The sequence below is a fragment of the Psychrobacter sp. 72-O-c genome (assembly GCF_904846605.1).
Lineage (GTDB): Bacteria > Pseudomonadota > Gammaproteobacteria > Pseudomonadales > Moraxellaceae > Psychrobacter.
The window spans coordinates 1-14828 of the sequence record NZ_CAJHBI010000051.1 but is presented as its reverse complement, the minus strand read 5'-3'; the positions used below and the strand labels follow the sequence as shown (position 1 = coordinate 14828).

The 14828-nt window shown below is 44.0% G+C and carries 16 protein-coding genes and 1 pseudogene; 10 read left to right on the top strand and 7 right to left on the bottom strand.

Going from position 1 to position 14828, the window contains the following annotated elements; genetic code table 11:
* The coding region (locus JMX97_RS13205) for a transposase (RefSeq protein WP_201558839.1) at positions 1 to 278 on the bottom strand (278 nt) is incomplete at its 3' end.
* Between the two features lie 498 nt (positions 279 to 776).
* On the opposite strand from JMX97_RS13205, the gene JMX97_RS13200 reads away from it, so the two are divergent.
* A complete protein-coding gene (locus JMX97_RS13200; protein ID WP_201558836.1) occupies positions 777 to 1202 on the top strand; it encodes a hypothetical protein in 426 nt (141 codons plus the stop codon).
* 158 nt (positions 1203 to 1360) lie between these two features.
* On the opposite strand, the gene JMX97_RS13195 is transcribed toward JMX97_RS13200, so the two are convergent.
* From JMX97_RS13195 to JMX97_RS13175, 5 genes are all read right to left on the bottom strand, one after another.
* Positions 1361 to 2287, bottom strand: a complete 927-nt coding sequence (locus JMX97_RS13195) for a bestrophin family protein (RefSeq protein ID WP_201558835.1) — start codon at positions 2285 to 2287, stop codon at positions 1361 to 1363.
* 281 nt (positions 2288 to 2568) lie between these two features.
* On the bottom strand, positions 2569 to 3354 hold the full coding sequence (locus tag JMX97_RS13190; RefSeq protein ID WP_201558834.1) for an SDR family oxidoreductase: 786 nt from the start codon (positions 3352 to 3354) through the stop codon (positions 2569 to 2571).
* Between the two features lie 17 nt (positions 3355 to 3371).
* On the bottom strand, positions 3372 to 4304 hold the full coding sequence (locus JMX97_RS13185) for an SDR family oxidoreductase (protein WP_201558833.1): 933 nt from the start codon (positions 4302 to 4304) through the stop codon (positions 3372 to 3374).
* On the bottom strand, positions 4297 to 5184 hold the full coding sequence (locus JMX97_RS13180) for a bile acid:sodium symporter family protein (RefSeq protein WP_201558832.1): 888 nt from the start codon (positions 5182 to 5184) through the stop codon (positions 4297 to 4299). Before JMX97_RS13180 ends, JMX97_RS13185 begins: the two co-directional genes overlap by 8 nt.
* On the bottom strand, positions 5181 to 6497 hold the full coding sequence (locus tag JMX97_RS13175; RefSeq protein WP_201558831.1) for a flavin-containing monooxygenase: 1317 nt from the start codon (positions 6495 to 6497) through the stop codon (positions 5181 to 5183). The genes JMX97_RS13180 and JMX97_RS13175 overlap by 4 nt, the downstream gene beginning before the upstream one ends.
* 323 nt (positions 6498 to 6820) lie before the next feature.
* Between JMX97_RS13175 and JMX97_RS13170 the strand changes: the two genes are divergently transcribed.
* The 7 genes from JMX97_RS13170 (at position 6821) to JMX97_RS13140 (ending at position 12604) form a co-directional block, all read left to right on the top strand.
* A complete protein-coding gene (locus JMX97_RS13170) occupies positions 6821 to 7429 on the top strand; it encodes a cytochrome b/b6 domain-containing protein (RefSeq protein ID WP_201558830.1) in 609 nt (202 codons plus the stop codon).
* Positions 7430 to 7448: 19 nt separating this feature from the next.
* A complete protein-coding gene (locus JMX97_RS13165; RefSeq protein ID WP_201558828.1) occupies positions 7449 to 8123 on the top strand; it encodes a response regulator in 675 nt (224 codons plus the stop codon).
* A 70-nt stretch (positions 8124 to 8193) separates the two neighbouring features.
* Positions 8194 to 9669: an ATP-binding protein gene (locus JMX97_RS13160; RefSeq protein WP_201558826.1), complete on the top strand. Its 1476-nt coding sequence runs from the start codon at positions 8194 to 8196 to the stop codon at positions 9667 to 9669.
* A 66-nt stretch (positions 9670 to 9735) separates the two neighbouring features.
* Entirely contained in the window at positions 9736 to 10323 is a 588-nt protein-coding gene (locus JMX97_RS13155) for a PepSY domain-containing protein (RefSeq protein ID WP_201558825.1), read from the top strand.
* Entirely contained in the window at positions 10316 to 10624 is a 309-nt protein-coding gene (locus JMX97_RS13150) for a hypothetical protein (RefSeq protein ID WP_201558823.1), read from the top strand. Before JMX97_RS13155 ends, JMX97_RS13150 begins: the two co-directional genes overlap by 8 nt.
* Before the next feature lie 70 nt (positions 10625 to 10694).
* Entirely contained in the window at positions 10695 to 11813 is a 1119-nt protein-coding gene (locus JMX97_RS13145; RefSeq protein ID WP_201558821.1) for an FAD:protein FMN transferase, read from the top strand.
* Between the two features lie 104 nt (positions 11814 to 11917).
* Positions 11918 to 12604: a ferric reductase-like protein gene (locus JMX97_RS13140; RefSeq protein WP_201558819.1), complete on the top strand. Its 687-nt coding sequence runs from the start codon at positions 11918 to 11920 to the stop codon at positions 12602 to 12604.
* A gap of 68 nt (positions 12605 to 12672) precedes the next feature.
* On the opposite strand, the gene JMX97_RS13135 is transcribed toward JMX97_RS13140, so the two are convergent.
* On the bottom strand, positions 12673 to 13701 hold the full coding sequence (locus JMX97_RS13135) for a transposase (protein WP_227671610.1): 1029 nt from the start codon (positions 13699 to 13701) through the stop codon (positions 12673 to 12675).
* Between the two features lie 66 nt (positions 13702 to 13767).
* Between JMX97_RS13135 and JMX97_RS13130 the strand changes: the two are divergent.
* Positions 13768 to 14229 (top strand): annotated as a pseudogene (locus JMX97_RS13130) (transposase); the annotation flags it as partial.
* Entirely contained in the window at positions 14223 to 14369 is a 147-nt protein-coding gene (locus tag JMX97_RS13860) for a VIT1/CCC1 transporter family protein (RefSeq protein ID WP_227671609.1), read from the top strand. The pseudogene JMX97_RS13130 and the gene JMX97_RS13860, both read left to right, overlap by 7 nt.
* Positions 14370 to 14828 lie beyond the last annotated feature (459 nt).

Below are 14828 nucleotides of genomic sequence, written 5' to 3'. Positions count from 1 at the left end.
ATATAGAGTCCTTTACGGCGACAGTATTCACTGAGTTCTGCGTCACTTAAACTGCCGGTTTCTATGACGGTGGCAAGTTTGGTCTCACTTGACCAGTCATCAGGGGTGCGTTTGTTTCCGGGCATGGCATGACCTTGTTGTCGGGCTTGGTTGCGCCAATTATACAAAGTTTGTAGCCCAATGCCTCCATTTCTTGAGACTTCGGCGATGGATAGGTTCAAGGGTGGTTGTAGTTTGTTTAGTATCGCCTGTTTACGTTCTTCACTATAGCGTGGCATGATGAGTCCTTGATGCCCCCATTTGGATTGTTTTTTTAGGGGTGACAACTATCCTGCCATAGGGGGGGAGCTATCCTTAATGACAGGAAAGATAATCAGCTTGTAGTTCAAGTTTAGTCCAATAAACCAAGTTAGCAATGTAATAAAAAAACCGCCCACAAAACTGTGAGTGGTTTTTTTATGCCAAAACCAAATATTATGTGCAAACGAATAAGCAGATACAGTAGCATCATGTGCAGCAGTGACTAATGCCGCTACAATAAAGCCATGCATTAGAGCACTTTTTTACAAATTAAAGTGATGGGGGTGATAATATAAATAGAGGAGTATTAATTCTTATAAGAGTTGGGTCTATACAAACACAAATCCTTATGTCGAACTTCATTGGTACACAAGATATTTTTAAATCATGCTCTCATAGATTTAGGAGTAATTACTATCATAAATATACATGTAATCGTTTGGGTCGCTCTGACATTTTTTATCTTCCTTATTACTGTGAGTAATATAAAAGGTCATAAATTAACTACGGCTAGAGACTCTGTTCCAAAAGCACTTAATAGTGATAAGCTCGATATTGAGACCAGCTTTTATAAAGCTGATGCTACGTTGCACGATATTATATTTTTTCATGCTTCTGCATCAGGTGTGGCTATCGTTCTATTGGTTTTGATTATCAAAGGTGAGGTTTTATTTCCTGGAACTGTTGTCTTTTTTGGCATACTTTCTTCTATTGCAATATTCGCTATTAGGACGGTTCTTCTTTTATTAGCATTTTACTTTTATACCATCTCGATTTTGAAACTTGGCGATACGCTAGCTAGAATTCACGTTAATGGTAAAGACATTAAGACCATGTACGCGATTTTGGCTGTTTTTGGTTATTTTTTGATATTTCCAATACTTGCGTTGATATTGGTTTAGAACCTATCTGTCTAGAATGCTTTATACAGTAAACGAAAACTGCTCATAACCTAAGCCTTGTCATCAATTAGAAAGCATAGTTTACAATGCATTATACTATTATGAATTCACACTATTTATTAGGCAGATAACCAGTTTTTAAGATTTATGTGAGCCATTTATTGTAAGTAGCCGTCTTTAGAAATCATATCAGGCGGAAGATCGTTTTCTCCTAGTGCTTCCAATAGATTGATTTCGATAGTGCGCGACAGAGCAGTAAGTGGCAAATGGTTAGCGGCCACGCCAAAAGGATCTGTTATCTCTTCACTAAGCGCATCCAGACCAAAAAAAGTATAGGCAATTACGCCACAGACTAAAGGGGTGGCCCAACCCAGAGAAGAGGACAAGCTAAAAGGCAACATAAAGCAGTATAGATAAGTAGTGCGATGGACCAATAGGGTATAAGCAAATGGCAGTGGTGTATTTTGAATCCGCTCGCAGGCAGCCAAGACTATAGTCATAGAAGTAAGACGTTCATCCATGTTTTGTATCATAAGATCCGATGATAATTGCTGGCGTCGACTGTAACCGAGCTTCTTACCCATCAACCGCAGCAGATACTCGGGTAGATTTCTCGCTTGGCGCATGCTGATGTGATGCTCTGGTTCTACAAACCGGTCAACGTCCTGCCACGGCGAAGTATTACGAAGTCGATGGCGTAAGGCGTGAGTAAAAGCAATGGTAAGGTGGATCATACACTGCTGAGTATGCCGTCCGGTCTCAGTTTCCTCATTTATAAAAGAAAGTACTTGGCGTGTCAGGCTACGAGCATCAAATACTAACTGACCCCATAATCCTCGACCCTCCCACCAGCGTTGATAGCTAGCATTGTTACGAAAGCCGAGAAACAACGATAAAGCGATTCCTAGCAAGGTAAAGGGCGCTGTACTATAAGATGAAAAAGAGCTTGGAATCCAGTGCTGAACAGCTGATATTAAGGCACTGAGCAGAGTGATGAATAAAATTTGGGGATAAATATGAGGGATTACAGAACCGCGCAAGGTAAAAAGTATTTTGAATGCATTCGGTTTTTGCCAGACAATCATGTCAGCTTCCTATCGATGGGGTTGGTATGCGCAGTAACAAATACGTGATTTGATCAATGATATGGTTACCCAAATTATTGAGACAATTATGATTGGCAATTTTAGCATTAAAGCTTTTATCTCTGTTATGCCAGTTGTGCTTCAAATGAAATGTCGTTATTAAAACGCAGGATATTTAGCTGGACCATCCACAGACGAGCCTAACCCTGCTTGCTTAATATGTTCTCTTAGTGTGTCAAAGTTATAGCCTTATCTAAGGATCTATAATTAACTGAAGCGTCTCATTGCAGCTCACCCTCGAAGCGCTTACGCACCTGACGCAAGTATAGAGCTGGTGCAATTCGCCAAAGCAAGCTGCCAAAGCGCGAAATAGGTTCGGGCAAGATCCAGCGTTTCCGTCGCTGTAACCCTTGATCGATAAGCGCTGCCATCCATTCAGCACTGCGCATGCTACCCACCATCGAGCGTGGATGCTTTGCGGTGTTGCCGTCGTATCCTAGCGCATGATTTTCGATAGGCGTATCAAGAAAGCTTGGGTAGACCATAAGTATGTGAATACCATCGGGTTCCAGCTCTAATCGCAGTACTTCAAAGAATTGTGTTAAAGCACTCTTAGCGGCGCAGTATGCTGCGCGTCCTGGAACTGGCATCCAGCCTGCCATTGAGCCGATACAGATAATCTGGCCGGTGGATTCACGTAGCAAAGGTAGCGCAGCCATGGTCAGCTCTACTGCTCCCTGCCAATCCACCGCCATGACCTTACGAAACACCGCTGGGTCGGTCTGGTGGGCGGGTGAGCGGTGGGTAATACCGGCATTATTAACCAGTAGATCAAGACGTCCGAAGCACTCATGAACCTGATCAATGAGAAAGGCAATATCGTCGGCTTGAGTGATATCTGTGGTTACGGTTATTACCCTGTCAGAGTCTGCCAGCGCGGTAGCGCGTGCGCTTAAACCTTGAGCGTCTATGTCGGCCAGTACCAAACAATGTCCAGCGGCATACCAATGACGGGCCATAGCCCAGCCGAGTCCCGAGGCGGCGCCGGTAATTAAAGTGACATTCATTCGTTACCTTCTCCGTGTCAGGGTTTACGCAATCCATTGCATTCGATGAAATATTCAAAGGTTTCGGCGGATGTTTTGGCTAAAAGGTAACCAAACTCTTCTTTCAACCGGCGGTTGCTGAGTACCGGACGGTAACGCAGAAAATTGACCTGCTCCGGACCAGTCGGTTTGCCGCGCCATTTTGCAACTTGTAGACCGGCTTTGACGAGCCATACTGGTAGGGTCAACAGCGGCTTGTTGAGCCTGTTGGCGATATCTTTCATGGTCAGTGCACCATCACCAGCCATATTAAAAATTCCAGTCTTGTCTTTCTGGATGCCCATCTCCATTGCGCCAATCACGTCCTGATCCCAAATGAATACAAAAGGCGAATCGCTACCCCTGAGCGCAAGAATGCGCGGGGACATGAACAGACTAGTAATCTGGTTGCGGGTATCGGTGCCCAGCACTGTACCCGGCCGAAAGATTAGTTGCTGTAGTTGCGGGTGCTGCTGACGGAAGTCGGCGAGCATCTCCTCGACCTGTCTTTTATGGTCGGAATAGGCAAACTCGGTGTTCCCGCGCAAGGCGTCTTGTTCGTCTATCCAAGCTGGGTTATCGGCATGGTAACCGTAAGCGGCACCCGAACTGGTGATAGTCAAGTGATGTACACCTGCCTCGATGCAGCATTCCAGCACGTTGCGGGTGCCGTTGACGTCGATGTCGTAGTCACGGGAGCGATCTTTGGATGCTTGAAGAATGGACGCTAGGTGCACGACGTGAGAAATATCTTCTTCTTTCAGTAGCGCGACTAAACCCTGATCGCGCACATCCAGCACTTTGATTGGGAAAGCCAGATCATCGCGACTGCGGATATCCGTACCGATTACGTAATACTGAGTAGCCAGCCGATTACCGAGTTGATGGCCGATATAACCGGCAGCGCCCGTAATTAATATGCGTTTATTCATATGGAGTCCGCGCCCAAATTTGTGAAAGTGTGAGGCCTGATACTAAGTGCCAGACGCCCCAGAATGCCGTGATCAGCATCATGCCGCCTGCCTCTGGGAAGAAGGTAAATAGAATGACCAATCCCAGTCCTGAATTTTGTATGCCCACTTCCAGAGTCACAGCGCGTCGATCGGCTGCTGGCAACTTGAGCATTAGCCCCATACCGTAACCTAACGACAGTGCCAGCAAGTTGTGGGCGACCACCAGCCAGAAAAAGCTGTGGAAACGCTCTAGGAAAAGCTCGAAGTTGCTCGAAAAAGCGATCGCAACAAAGCTCATTAATACCAGCAGCGAGATTATTCGTAGCGGTTTCTGGATTCGCACTACTAAGTCTGGCAACTTACGGCCCGTCATCATGCCGAGCATTAGGGGTAACGCCAGTACCAGCAGAACCAATATTAGAATACTGCTAGGCTCTAATGTGATTTTGGTCAAGTAGTCACGAGTATGCGGATTGAGCCAGCCATAAAAAGCAAAATTCAGGGGTGTTAGCACGGTTGCGGCCAAGCTGGACACAGCAGTCATGCTGACTGATACAGCGACGTTGCCGCGTGCCAGCCATGTCATAATGTTAGAGAAGCTGCCTCCAGGGCAAGAGGCCACCAGAATCATCCCTAATGCCAGTTCTGGATCGATGTTCAATGCCCAAGTAAACAGACACGTGATTAAGGGTAATAATAGAAACTGAGCGAACAAACCAGCCAGTGGTGCGATCGGCGCCAGAACAATATGTTTAAAGTCCTCGAGACGCAGGCTGAGCGAAACACCGAACATCATTAGTGCCAGAATGAGATTGAGCAGAATCAGACTGCTTGGCTCAAACACCACCGTAGCTATCATATTTCTGGTACCAGCAGAGGTTTTTCCACTTCCAGATCGGCAATGTGCTTGGACAGGGTTGCTAGATACTCATCTTTGTTCACGTAATAGGCCATGCGCGCCAGCTTGATATAGTTATAGCCGCCGTCGAGATTAACCCCAGCACGCTCGCGTTTGACTTGGTTGAATTGGTTGGCGGCTTCCGTGTTTTGCCTCCGCTGCTGAATATAAAGCGCTACTAGCCGCGCTTGTTGATTGCGGCCTTCCCAGCCCAAGCCGGACGCCTCGATCATACCCATCATAAATAAGTTATCATGTTCAGGATGAAACACATTCATATAGAGCTGCGGTGAATCTTGATTAACCGGCCAGTTTAGCTGCTGGCGGTCGATGAAGGGATAATCAAGCAGGTATCCGGTGGCCATCAGGATCAGATCGTAGTCAGCGATTTCACCATCCATGAACGTCACGGTGCGACCGTCGATCTGGCGAATATCACAACGTGCCTTAATATCGCCATGGCCCAAATGGTGCAGTACCAACGAATTAACTACCGGGTGCGATTCGTACATTCGATAATCTGGGTCCGGCAGGCCGTAATCAGAGGGTTTACCGACGATCATGCGGATCAATGCTGCGTCTATACGCTGTTTCAAAGGACGTGGTAGGTTGAGTTTGCCGCCTAGCGTATCAATAGGCTGACCCTTGATGAATTTGGGCAGGAAGTAGTAGCCGCGCCGAAGACTGATATCCACCGACTTAGCATGATGTACGGCATCTACAGCAATGTCTGCTCCGGAATTACCACAGCCAACAATCAGGACACGTTTGCCGTTGAAAGTTGACGGGCTGCGATACTCAGAAGAGTGCATCAGTTCGCCAGTAAACTCACCAGGCAATACTGGCATATTAGGCGTGTGTAGTGTGCCATTAGCAATCAGTACACCCTCAAACAACCGCGATTGCTGTTGGCCATTGCATTCACTGACCAGACGCCAGTTGCTGCCTTCGGGCTCCATACTGATCACTCGCGTGGCGAACTCGTAGTGCGACTTGAGATTAAATTTTTCTGCAAAGTCGTGGAAGTACTGACGTAATTGAGTGTGATGAGGGTAAGAAGCGACTGAGTCACTCATTGGAAATTCTTTAAACTCAGTCATGTGCTTGGATGAAATTAAATGTGCACTCTCGTACATGGTGCTGTACGGATTGTCAATATCCCATAAACCACCCACATCAGTGTGAAGTTCGAAACCTGTGAAAGGAATATTAAGTTTTTGTAAGTTGCGGGCTGCGGCCAGGCCCATTGGACCTGCTCCAATCACTGCATACATAAGAACCACCTTAGAAATCATTTTCTTTATCCAAACAGTCAGTTCCATCTGACTGCGCTTCTGGTGGGCGATTCCAGCATCTTGCAGCCCCTTAATAGAACATTAGCATACATGGAGATATTAGCCAGCTCAAATAAAGAAAATGATCAAATGGGTCACTTCCTTCATAAGCTATGTCCCTCGTAGAAATAAAAAGGTACTCTCTGCAAACATCACTACCTATCACCTACTGTCTGAATATTTGAAAATTTCAGCTTCCTAAGCTTAGCTTAAGCTTTGTTTGTTGTAATGGCGGTTAAATAGACTATTCAGCGAGTAACGCCGTGAGCCAAAAACGTACGACTAATTTGAGCGATAACCCTAGTATGCCGTCATCAAATACCCCTAAGACTAAGCAATTACGAGTTTGGGACATTTTGGTCAGAGTTACCCATTGGACAGTTGCTACTGGCATTATTGCTAATCTACTCTTTACCGAAGATGGCGGCGAGCTGCATGAGTATGTAGGCTATACTGTTGTAGGACTGGTAGTTATACGCTTACTTTGGGGGTTGGTAGGGTCACGCTATGCGCGCTTTAGTGATTTTTTCCCGACTCTAGCTCGCATTAAGCACCACCTATCGGATTTAAGTGCACGCCGCACAGATGAGCAGCATCTCGGACATAATCCATTAGCAGCAATAATGGTGCTATCGTTATGGGCTGTTATTATAGGCTTAGGCACCACAGGTTATTTGATGGAATCAGGAATTCTTGGTAATAAAGACTTACTTGAAGAAGTTCACGAACTGTTAGCCAATAGTTTATATCTACTCGTTCCGCTACACATCATAGCGGCGATTGTCATGAGTTATTGGGAGCGGGAAAACCTCATTAAATCGATGATAACCGGTAATAAAACGGTGACAGATAAGCCGTCTACTATGAAGTGAACGAGTGATGGAGTGGCATATGGCACGCATATTATTGATAGAAGACGATAGTACGATCGCTGAAGGGATAATCCTTGGGCTAAAAAGCCATGGCATGATGGTCGATTGGTTTAGTGATGCCAAGCAAGGTGAAATGGCACTGCAAGACGGTATGTTTGATGCTGTGTTGCTTGATCTAACTTTGCCCAAAGGTGATGGTATGACCATGCTACAACACTGGCGAGCCAAACACATAGATACGCCTGTATTAATCATTACTGCTCGCGATGCGATTGCCAATCGGGTGGCTGGACTAAATGCCGGCGCTGATGATTATTTGGTCAAGCCCTTCGCGTTAGACGAAGTTATCGCTCGTTTGCAAGCATTGATGCGCCGTAGTCAGGGACGCACTCAACCTGAGATTCATTATGGCGAGCTCGTTTATCAGCCCCACAGTCAGCAACTCACTTATCAGGGACAAATTGTCGAAGCAACGATAAAGGAAGTGGCAATATTAGAGCAAATGCTAACCCATCCTAAACAGATTCATAGTCGAGCCAGTTTCGAGGACAAGCTTTATGGCTGGCAACAAGATATTGAGAGTAATGCCATTGAAGTGCATATCCATCATTTACGTAAAAAGCTGGGCAATGACTTTATCTTGACCAAACGCGGTGTTGGTTACTATCTCAATCCAGCACATAGCCCTATATAATCATTAGAGTATTTGAATTTAAGAGTATTTAAGTTTAGCTCATTCACTTTGACTTCTAACATGTGAGCCTATGAAAAGTATTCAGCAACGGCTATTAACCTCCTTACTCATTGGTCTACCTTTGTTGTGGCTCATTACGTCAAGCTTTATCGCATGGCAATTGTGGCATGAAATTAATGAGATGAATGATACTCAAATTACTCAAGTTGCTCGTTACTTAATAGGAGTATCCGCTGATGACGATGATGGGGATAAAGACGATCGTGAAAAAGAAGACAACAAAAATAAAGAACAGCACACTGCCAAAATCTATAATTTAAAAAGTAAGCAGTTATCAGGCGATTTAGGAGACGCTGAGGATGAATATATGGGCTTTGCCATTTGGGATAAGGATGGACGCTTGTTAGCGGCTGACGAAAATGGCCAAGCATTTTCTTTTCTACCAGACCAGCGTGGTTTTTTAGAAGAAAATAATTCTGCCTATCAGCGCCTTAACCCTTTTAGCAAACGCTGGCGTTTATTTTATGTTCACGATGAACATGATGATCATAAGAACGAAGGTCGAGTCATTGCCGTCGGTCAAAACCTTGACTCGCGTCAAGAGATGATTGTTGGTGCTATGTCCGTGCAAGTACTACCAATGTTAATTGGGCTGTTTGCATTTATGGGTTTAGTGACTTGGTTGATTCGACGCGGGTTTAGGCCGTTAAGCCAAATCAGTACTGATCTTGAACAACGTCAGCCGCAAGATGATAGCCCCATCACAGCAGACGTACCAAAGGAGATTCAACCTTTAGTGAGTGCATTAAACGTATTATTTGTAAAAGTGGCGGACACCTTAGCCCGTGAGCAACGCTTTACGGCTGATGCCTCTCATGAGCTGCGAAGTCCGCTTGCCGCGCTAAAGTTACAAGCCGACTTGTTACAGCAGCAGCTATTACAGCTATCCGACATGGAAGACGATGGTCAGATTTTTTATCACGCTCAAAAGATTAGCGCCGGCATTGAGCGCGCCACTCATTTAGTCGAACAGTTACTAATTTTAGCCAAAATAGAGCCACAACAACAACTGCCTGCTGACCAATTAGAGAGTCCAGACTGGCTGATGTTGACCGATATTGTACTTAGTGATGTTAACCGGCTGGCTCGTGAAAAACATATTCAATTAAAGCGCACAGTACGTTGCGCCAATCCTGACGATATTTTACCTATTCTTATTAATCCCATTTTATTTAAGCTACTAATTCGCAATATTTTAGACAACGCCATCCGCTATTGTCCAGAGGGGTCGTTGATTGAACTCCAGTTAGATACCAGTAGCATTAGAGTTGTTGATAATGGCATGGGCGTAGAGGATGAGCAATTAGCAAGGTTAAGCGAACGCTTCTACCGTCCAGCCGGTCAAAGCCAATTAGGTAGCGGCTTAGGACTATCAATCGCTAATAGAATTGCTGAGCTACATGGTCTCACGTTAGAGTTCAGCAACCGTCCCGTGCCAGAAACTGGCTTTATCGTCACTATAAAAAACAAAGCCGCCCTGTCTTAAGATTGAGTTAATATTCACAGCGTATGCTAGTTGTATTCCCTAATAATACAATACGGAGTACATACTATGAGCCTACCTCTATTAAGACCTTTGTTATTGACTGTCAGTGCGACCTCGTTAGTATTCTTTGGCGGCGTCATTGCATTGGCAGTACAATCGCCTGAACCTATCGACAGTTTACCAGCACTCACTTTATCAGTACCTAACCTCGTCACTCAAAATGCTGATATCACCTCTGATTTATCCTCCTTTAAAGCAGTCGCAAACCCCCTCTCGCAATCATCTCTTGCTGCGCTTACTCCTGCGCAAGCGACAGCATTGGCTAAACAAAACGCGCCAAGTGCGGTATTGCAAGCGACGCCTGAGCTCATCAATTATAACGGTTCGGTTGCTTATGAGGTGCTATTAGACAGTGGCACCATTTATATTGATGCCAATATCGATGCTGTCCTAAATCCGGTCGCTACCGATAACTATCGTGTTGATGGCTTTGATGACGACTACGATGATGACTATAAAGATAAGGACGATGACGACAAATATAAGAGTGAGAAACACGGCAAGAAAAAACACAATGACGATGACTATAAAGAAAATGAACGTTTAATCACCACCAGCTATCAGCAATATGATGAGGATGATTACGATGACTAATACTAAATCACATTCGACTAAAGCTGTTAAAAAAGCAGATCCTTTTGCTACTCTTAAAAGTAGCATTATGATTGTCTCAATCGTAGGCACTATGGCGGGATGGCTATTACTACTGAATCAAGAAACGGACAGCCAACCCGTAAACACTTCCATGTTAAGTACTAGTACTGCTGTTTTTGAGAATAATGAGCGTGTTATTGAGCCAGTGCCCATTGTTGATATTAGCCAGTTACGACAGGTCAATGAAGTCGTACCTGTTGAGGCGATAGCCGTCGTCGCCCGTACGCGTTCTTCTCAGTAAGAAAAGGCTAACGGTTAATAAAATTATATCTCGCAGCAAAAAACACAGCCTTAAAGAGTGGAATCTTCTAATGAAAAAAAATGCATCTCATGAAAATATTCCACAACTACTAAATTTTAAGCTGTTAGCAATGGGTTGCCACATTCAAGTTAGCTTGAATACCGCACGGCTGAGCACGCAGTACTCACAAGCAGCAATCGACTACCAGATTAAATTGCTGACAAGCGATATTCAGCAGCAGTTAGCCCACTGGGAGCACATTTTTAGTCGTTTTGATGAGACCAGTGAGCTGATGAAACTTAATAATAATACCGACCAATGGACTGAAGTAAGTGCAGAATTATTTGCGGTCTTACAGCGTGCTATTCATTTTGTGCCCAAAACTCAAGGTTTAGTAACACCAACTTTACTTAAATCTCTTTGGACTGCTGGCTACAAACATTCATATGAAACTTTACCAAAACATTCTATGTCATCCACACCCGTTATCACCACAAACGTTGCTTCAAATTCCGTCCAAAATTTGCAAGATGCGCTCAGTGCAAACGATGCTAATCAGCTCATAGAACGTATCCAACTGCACATATTAGATAATGGGCAACAGCAAGTATATCTTCCAGCTGGTATGGCGCTAGATTTGAATGGTTATGTTAAAGGCTGGTGCGCTATGCAGTTGGCTGAGAAAATTAGTAAAGTTCATGACTGGCATATTCCCTGTCTAGTAGATATGGGCGGTGACATGGCCATTGGTGTACCAAGCGACCAAAACACGGATAACCCGATCGTTTGGGGGATTGCTGTTGCTAAACCGCATCTTACTGATGGTGAGCAGGTTCAAGATGAGGAAGATGTCGCAATCCTTGTTATAAACTCCGGTGCCGTCGCCACGTCAGGGCAAGACTATCGTCGCTGGTGGCATGAGGGGCAATGGCAACATCATTTAATTCACCCTCACTATGGTCGTCCGGTAACAAGTGATGTCCTAACTGCAACCGTATTAGCTACGGATACCATGACAGCAGAGGTATACGCTAAATACTGTGTGCTTCTTGGCGTTAAAGAGGCGATGACATGGCTTAACAAAAATAATATTGCTGCAATTTTGATCGATACTGATAACAAGGTGATGGCCTCCCCTGCCATCTATTCAAATCTAATCCATTCAAGCTCAATCTCAACGACTGACTGACTGACTGACTGATTGATTGAGATGGATTCGCTAAAAAGCAGTCACGTTAAAAAAACCCGTTATGCATATATCTTTTATGTAGATACCTTTATAGGAGCATCGCTATGCACATCAACCATCTTATTGACAGCCATCCCAATTCTAAATTGAAAACGATTGCTACGGTTTTATGGGTTATATTAATTTTAAGCATTGGCATTCTAGGTGGCAGCTATGCGCTTTTGATCTGGGGAGAGACAGCTTCTCAACTACTGACAGCCACTGATAAGCACTTTTGGTATTTATCACGGGCAAGTGGGGTTATCGCCTATACTCTATTCTGGTTAGCAGTCATTTTTGGTTTATTGCTGAGTACACGTCTAGGCAAGCATTTTAATGCCGCGCGGGTATTTGCCTTACATCAATATCTAAGTCTGATTGCAGTGGGTTTTGCAGCCTTTCATGCAGGCATTCTATTAGCGGATAATTATCTAAACCTTAATTTATGGCAGATTTTACTGCCCTTTGGTTTTCAGACTGACCGTGTAGGCGTTGCATTAGGACAATTAGGGTTTTGGCTATTATTTATCTGCGCGTTTAGCTTCTATATTAAGAAGTATATTGGTCAATCAGCCTGGCGATGGCTACACTTTTTGACATTTATGGCTTATATGTTTATTAGTATCCATGTGTTTATGGTGGGATCTGACAGTAGGGCACTACCTTTATTATTATTTTATGCAGGCAGTCAGACATTAGTTTTTTTACTGATGAGCTATCGGCTATTGGCTATGAACTACCCACTACCTTAGAGGTAGGGGTTTCTTAGGTAATACCCATACTTGATACGATATTCTGTATCAGAGGTTAGACAAATTCACTAAGCTAACCCTGTCGCACCGACAGTTTTGAGCGTTACCAGTGTCAATCCTTGATTTAGGATGTTGATACTGGCATTGATATCTCTATCATTATTTCGCAAGCAGCAAGGGCAAACCCATGATCTCAATGACAAAGGTAATTCATCTTTGCTAAGCAAATGACCACAGCCTGAGCAGGTTTTAGAGGATGGATACCATCGGTCTATTTTGACAAGCTCTTTACCATACCATCCTGCTTTATAGGCAAGCATGGTGGTAAAAGTAGACCATGAGCTGTCTAATATGGCTTTTGCAAGTTTACGGTTCTTAACCATGCCTTTTACGTTCAAATCCTCAATGGCAATAACATCGTGGTTTTTGATGATATTGAATGAGAGTTTGTGTAGGAAGTCTTTGCGGGTGTTGGTGATCTTCTCGTAAACCTTGGCAACTTTTAGGCGCTGCTTTTGGTAATTACGGCTTTCAGACAGCTTGCGCTGCTGAGTTTTAGCAACCAACCTGCGTTTGGCTAGTATCTTTTGTTCGCGCCCTAATTTATCTTGCAACCTCGATAAAAACTTAGGGTTAGCAACTTTACTCCCGTCCGATAGGACGATAAAGTCTGTTAATCCTAAATCAATACCGATATTTGATTGATTTTTAGGCATGTCATCAACCACTGTTTCAAACAATAAGCTGACGTAGTATTTACCCGATGGGCTTTTGCTGATGGTGGCACTTTTAATCAATCCATTGATAGAACGGTGTATCTTCGCCTTGATGTGACCAATTTTAGGCAACTTAACGGTGGTGTTTGTGACCGCTACCGTACCTTTTTGATTGTTGGTGGTGTAACTGTCTTTTAAGCCTTTTTTCTTGAATTTAGGAAAGCCTGAGCCTTGTTTGAAGAATTTTTTATAAGTACTGCGTAGGTTTTGCTGGACATTAGCCAGAGCCAAACTATCCACCTCTTTTAGCCATTCAAACTCAGTCTTGTACTGAGCTGGGGTGTTTTTTAGTTCGGTTTTGGTTTCTTTGTAATACTCAATCTGAGCTATGCTGAAGAAACCGTAGAGATAAACTTGGTAAACTAACGACTCGACGAGGAGTTTACCATGACCAAGAAAATCAGAACCTATAGCACAGAATTTAAAGCAGAAGCCGTTAAGAAGATAGCGGACAACAACGGTAATATTTCAGCGTCTGCAAAGCAGCTAGGCATAGCGATGCAAACCTTATCCAACTGGCAGAGCAAAACCAATCAAGGCAAGCTTGTCGGCACAGAACAATATGATCCTGAGCTCATGGCTATACTAGAAGAGAATAAACGTCTTAAACGTGATCTCAAGATTGCTCAGGAGGAGCGAGAAATACTAAAAAAGGCCACGGCGTACTTTGCAAATGAGGAACGTTAAGAAACAGTCTGGGAGACTGTTTTAGTGACGCAAGTCAAAGGGCTATGCCCGCAGTGACAGTTAGTGAAGTACGCCTTTGTCGAAGCTAACCAAAGAATCTTTAGTATCACTCGCATGTGCAAAGTATTAAACGTTAAGCCGTCAAGCTACTACGATTGGGTGCGAACGATGGACTAATTTCACCCGCCAGTCTATTAATCGGTGCCGCTGCTGCAAACCCAAGCAGTCAAACGTTACTAATGACAGGAATGGCAGCATTGACAGTAGGTGCTTTATCGATGGCGGCTGGCGAGTATATTTAGGTATCCTCACAAGCCGATACTGGAAAATCTGATCTTGATAAAGAGCGTCATGAACTGATTTATAATATCTACTCGCTTGGGCGGCGCACCTGTTATTACTGCTACTGCTCAGGCGGTAATTTGGGAAGTGCTCGCGATGCTAGCTACGTCGTTAATTGGCCGCTTATTTGGTGTGGTGGTTTCAAAGACGTTCTAATACTAAAATCTATTCCCCATCTTAACGGTTTCTTAACGGCCAACTGATTATAATTGCAATGACATAGCTAAGATTTAATATTAGTATTCAAATGGCTCCCAAAATTATAATAGCCATACTACTAAAATATATCTACTATAGTCAGTTCACAATAAAAAAAATACAGCCCATATCATGAAACAGTTTAGGCAGATTATTCTCCATCCAGCCTTGGCGTAGAAATTTAGCTTGTGCCCACTTCTTCTCGATAGGATTTAGATCGG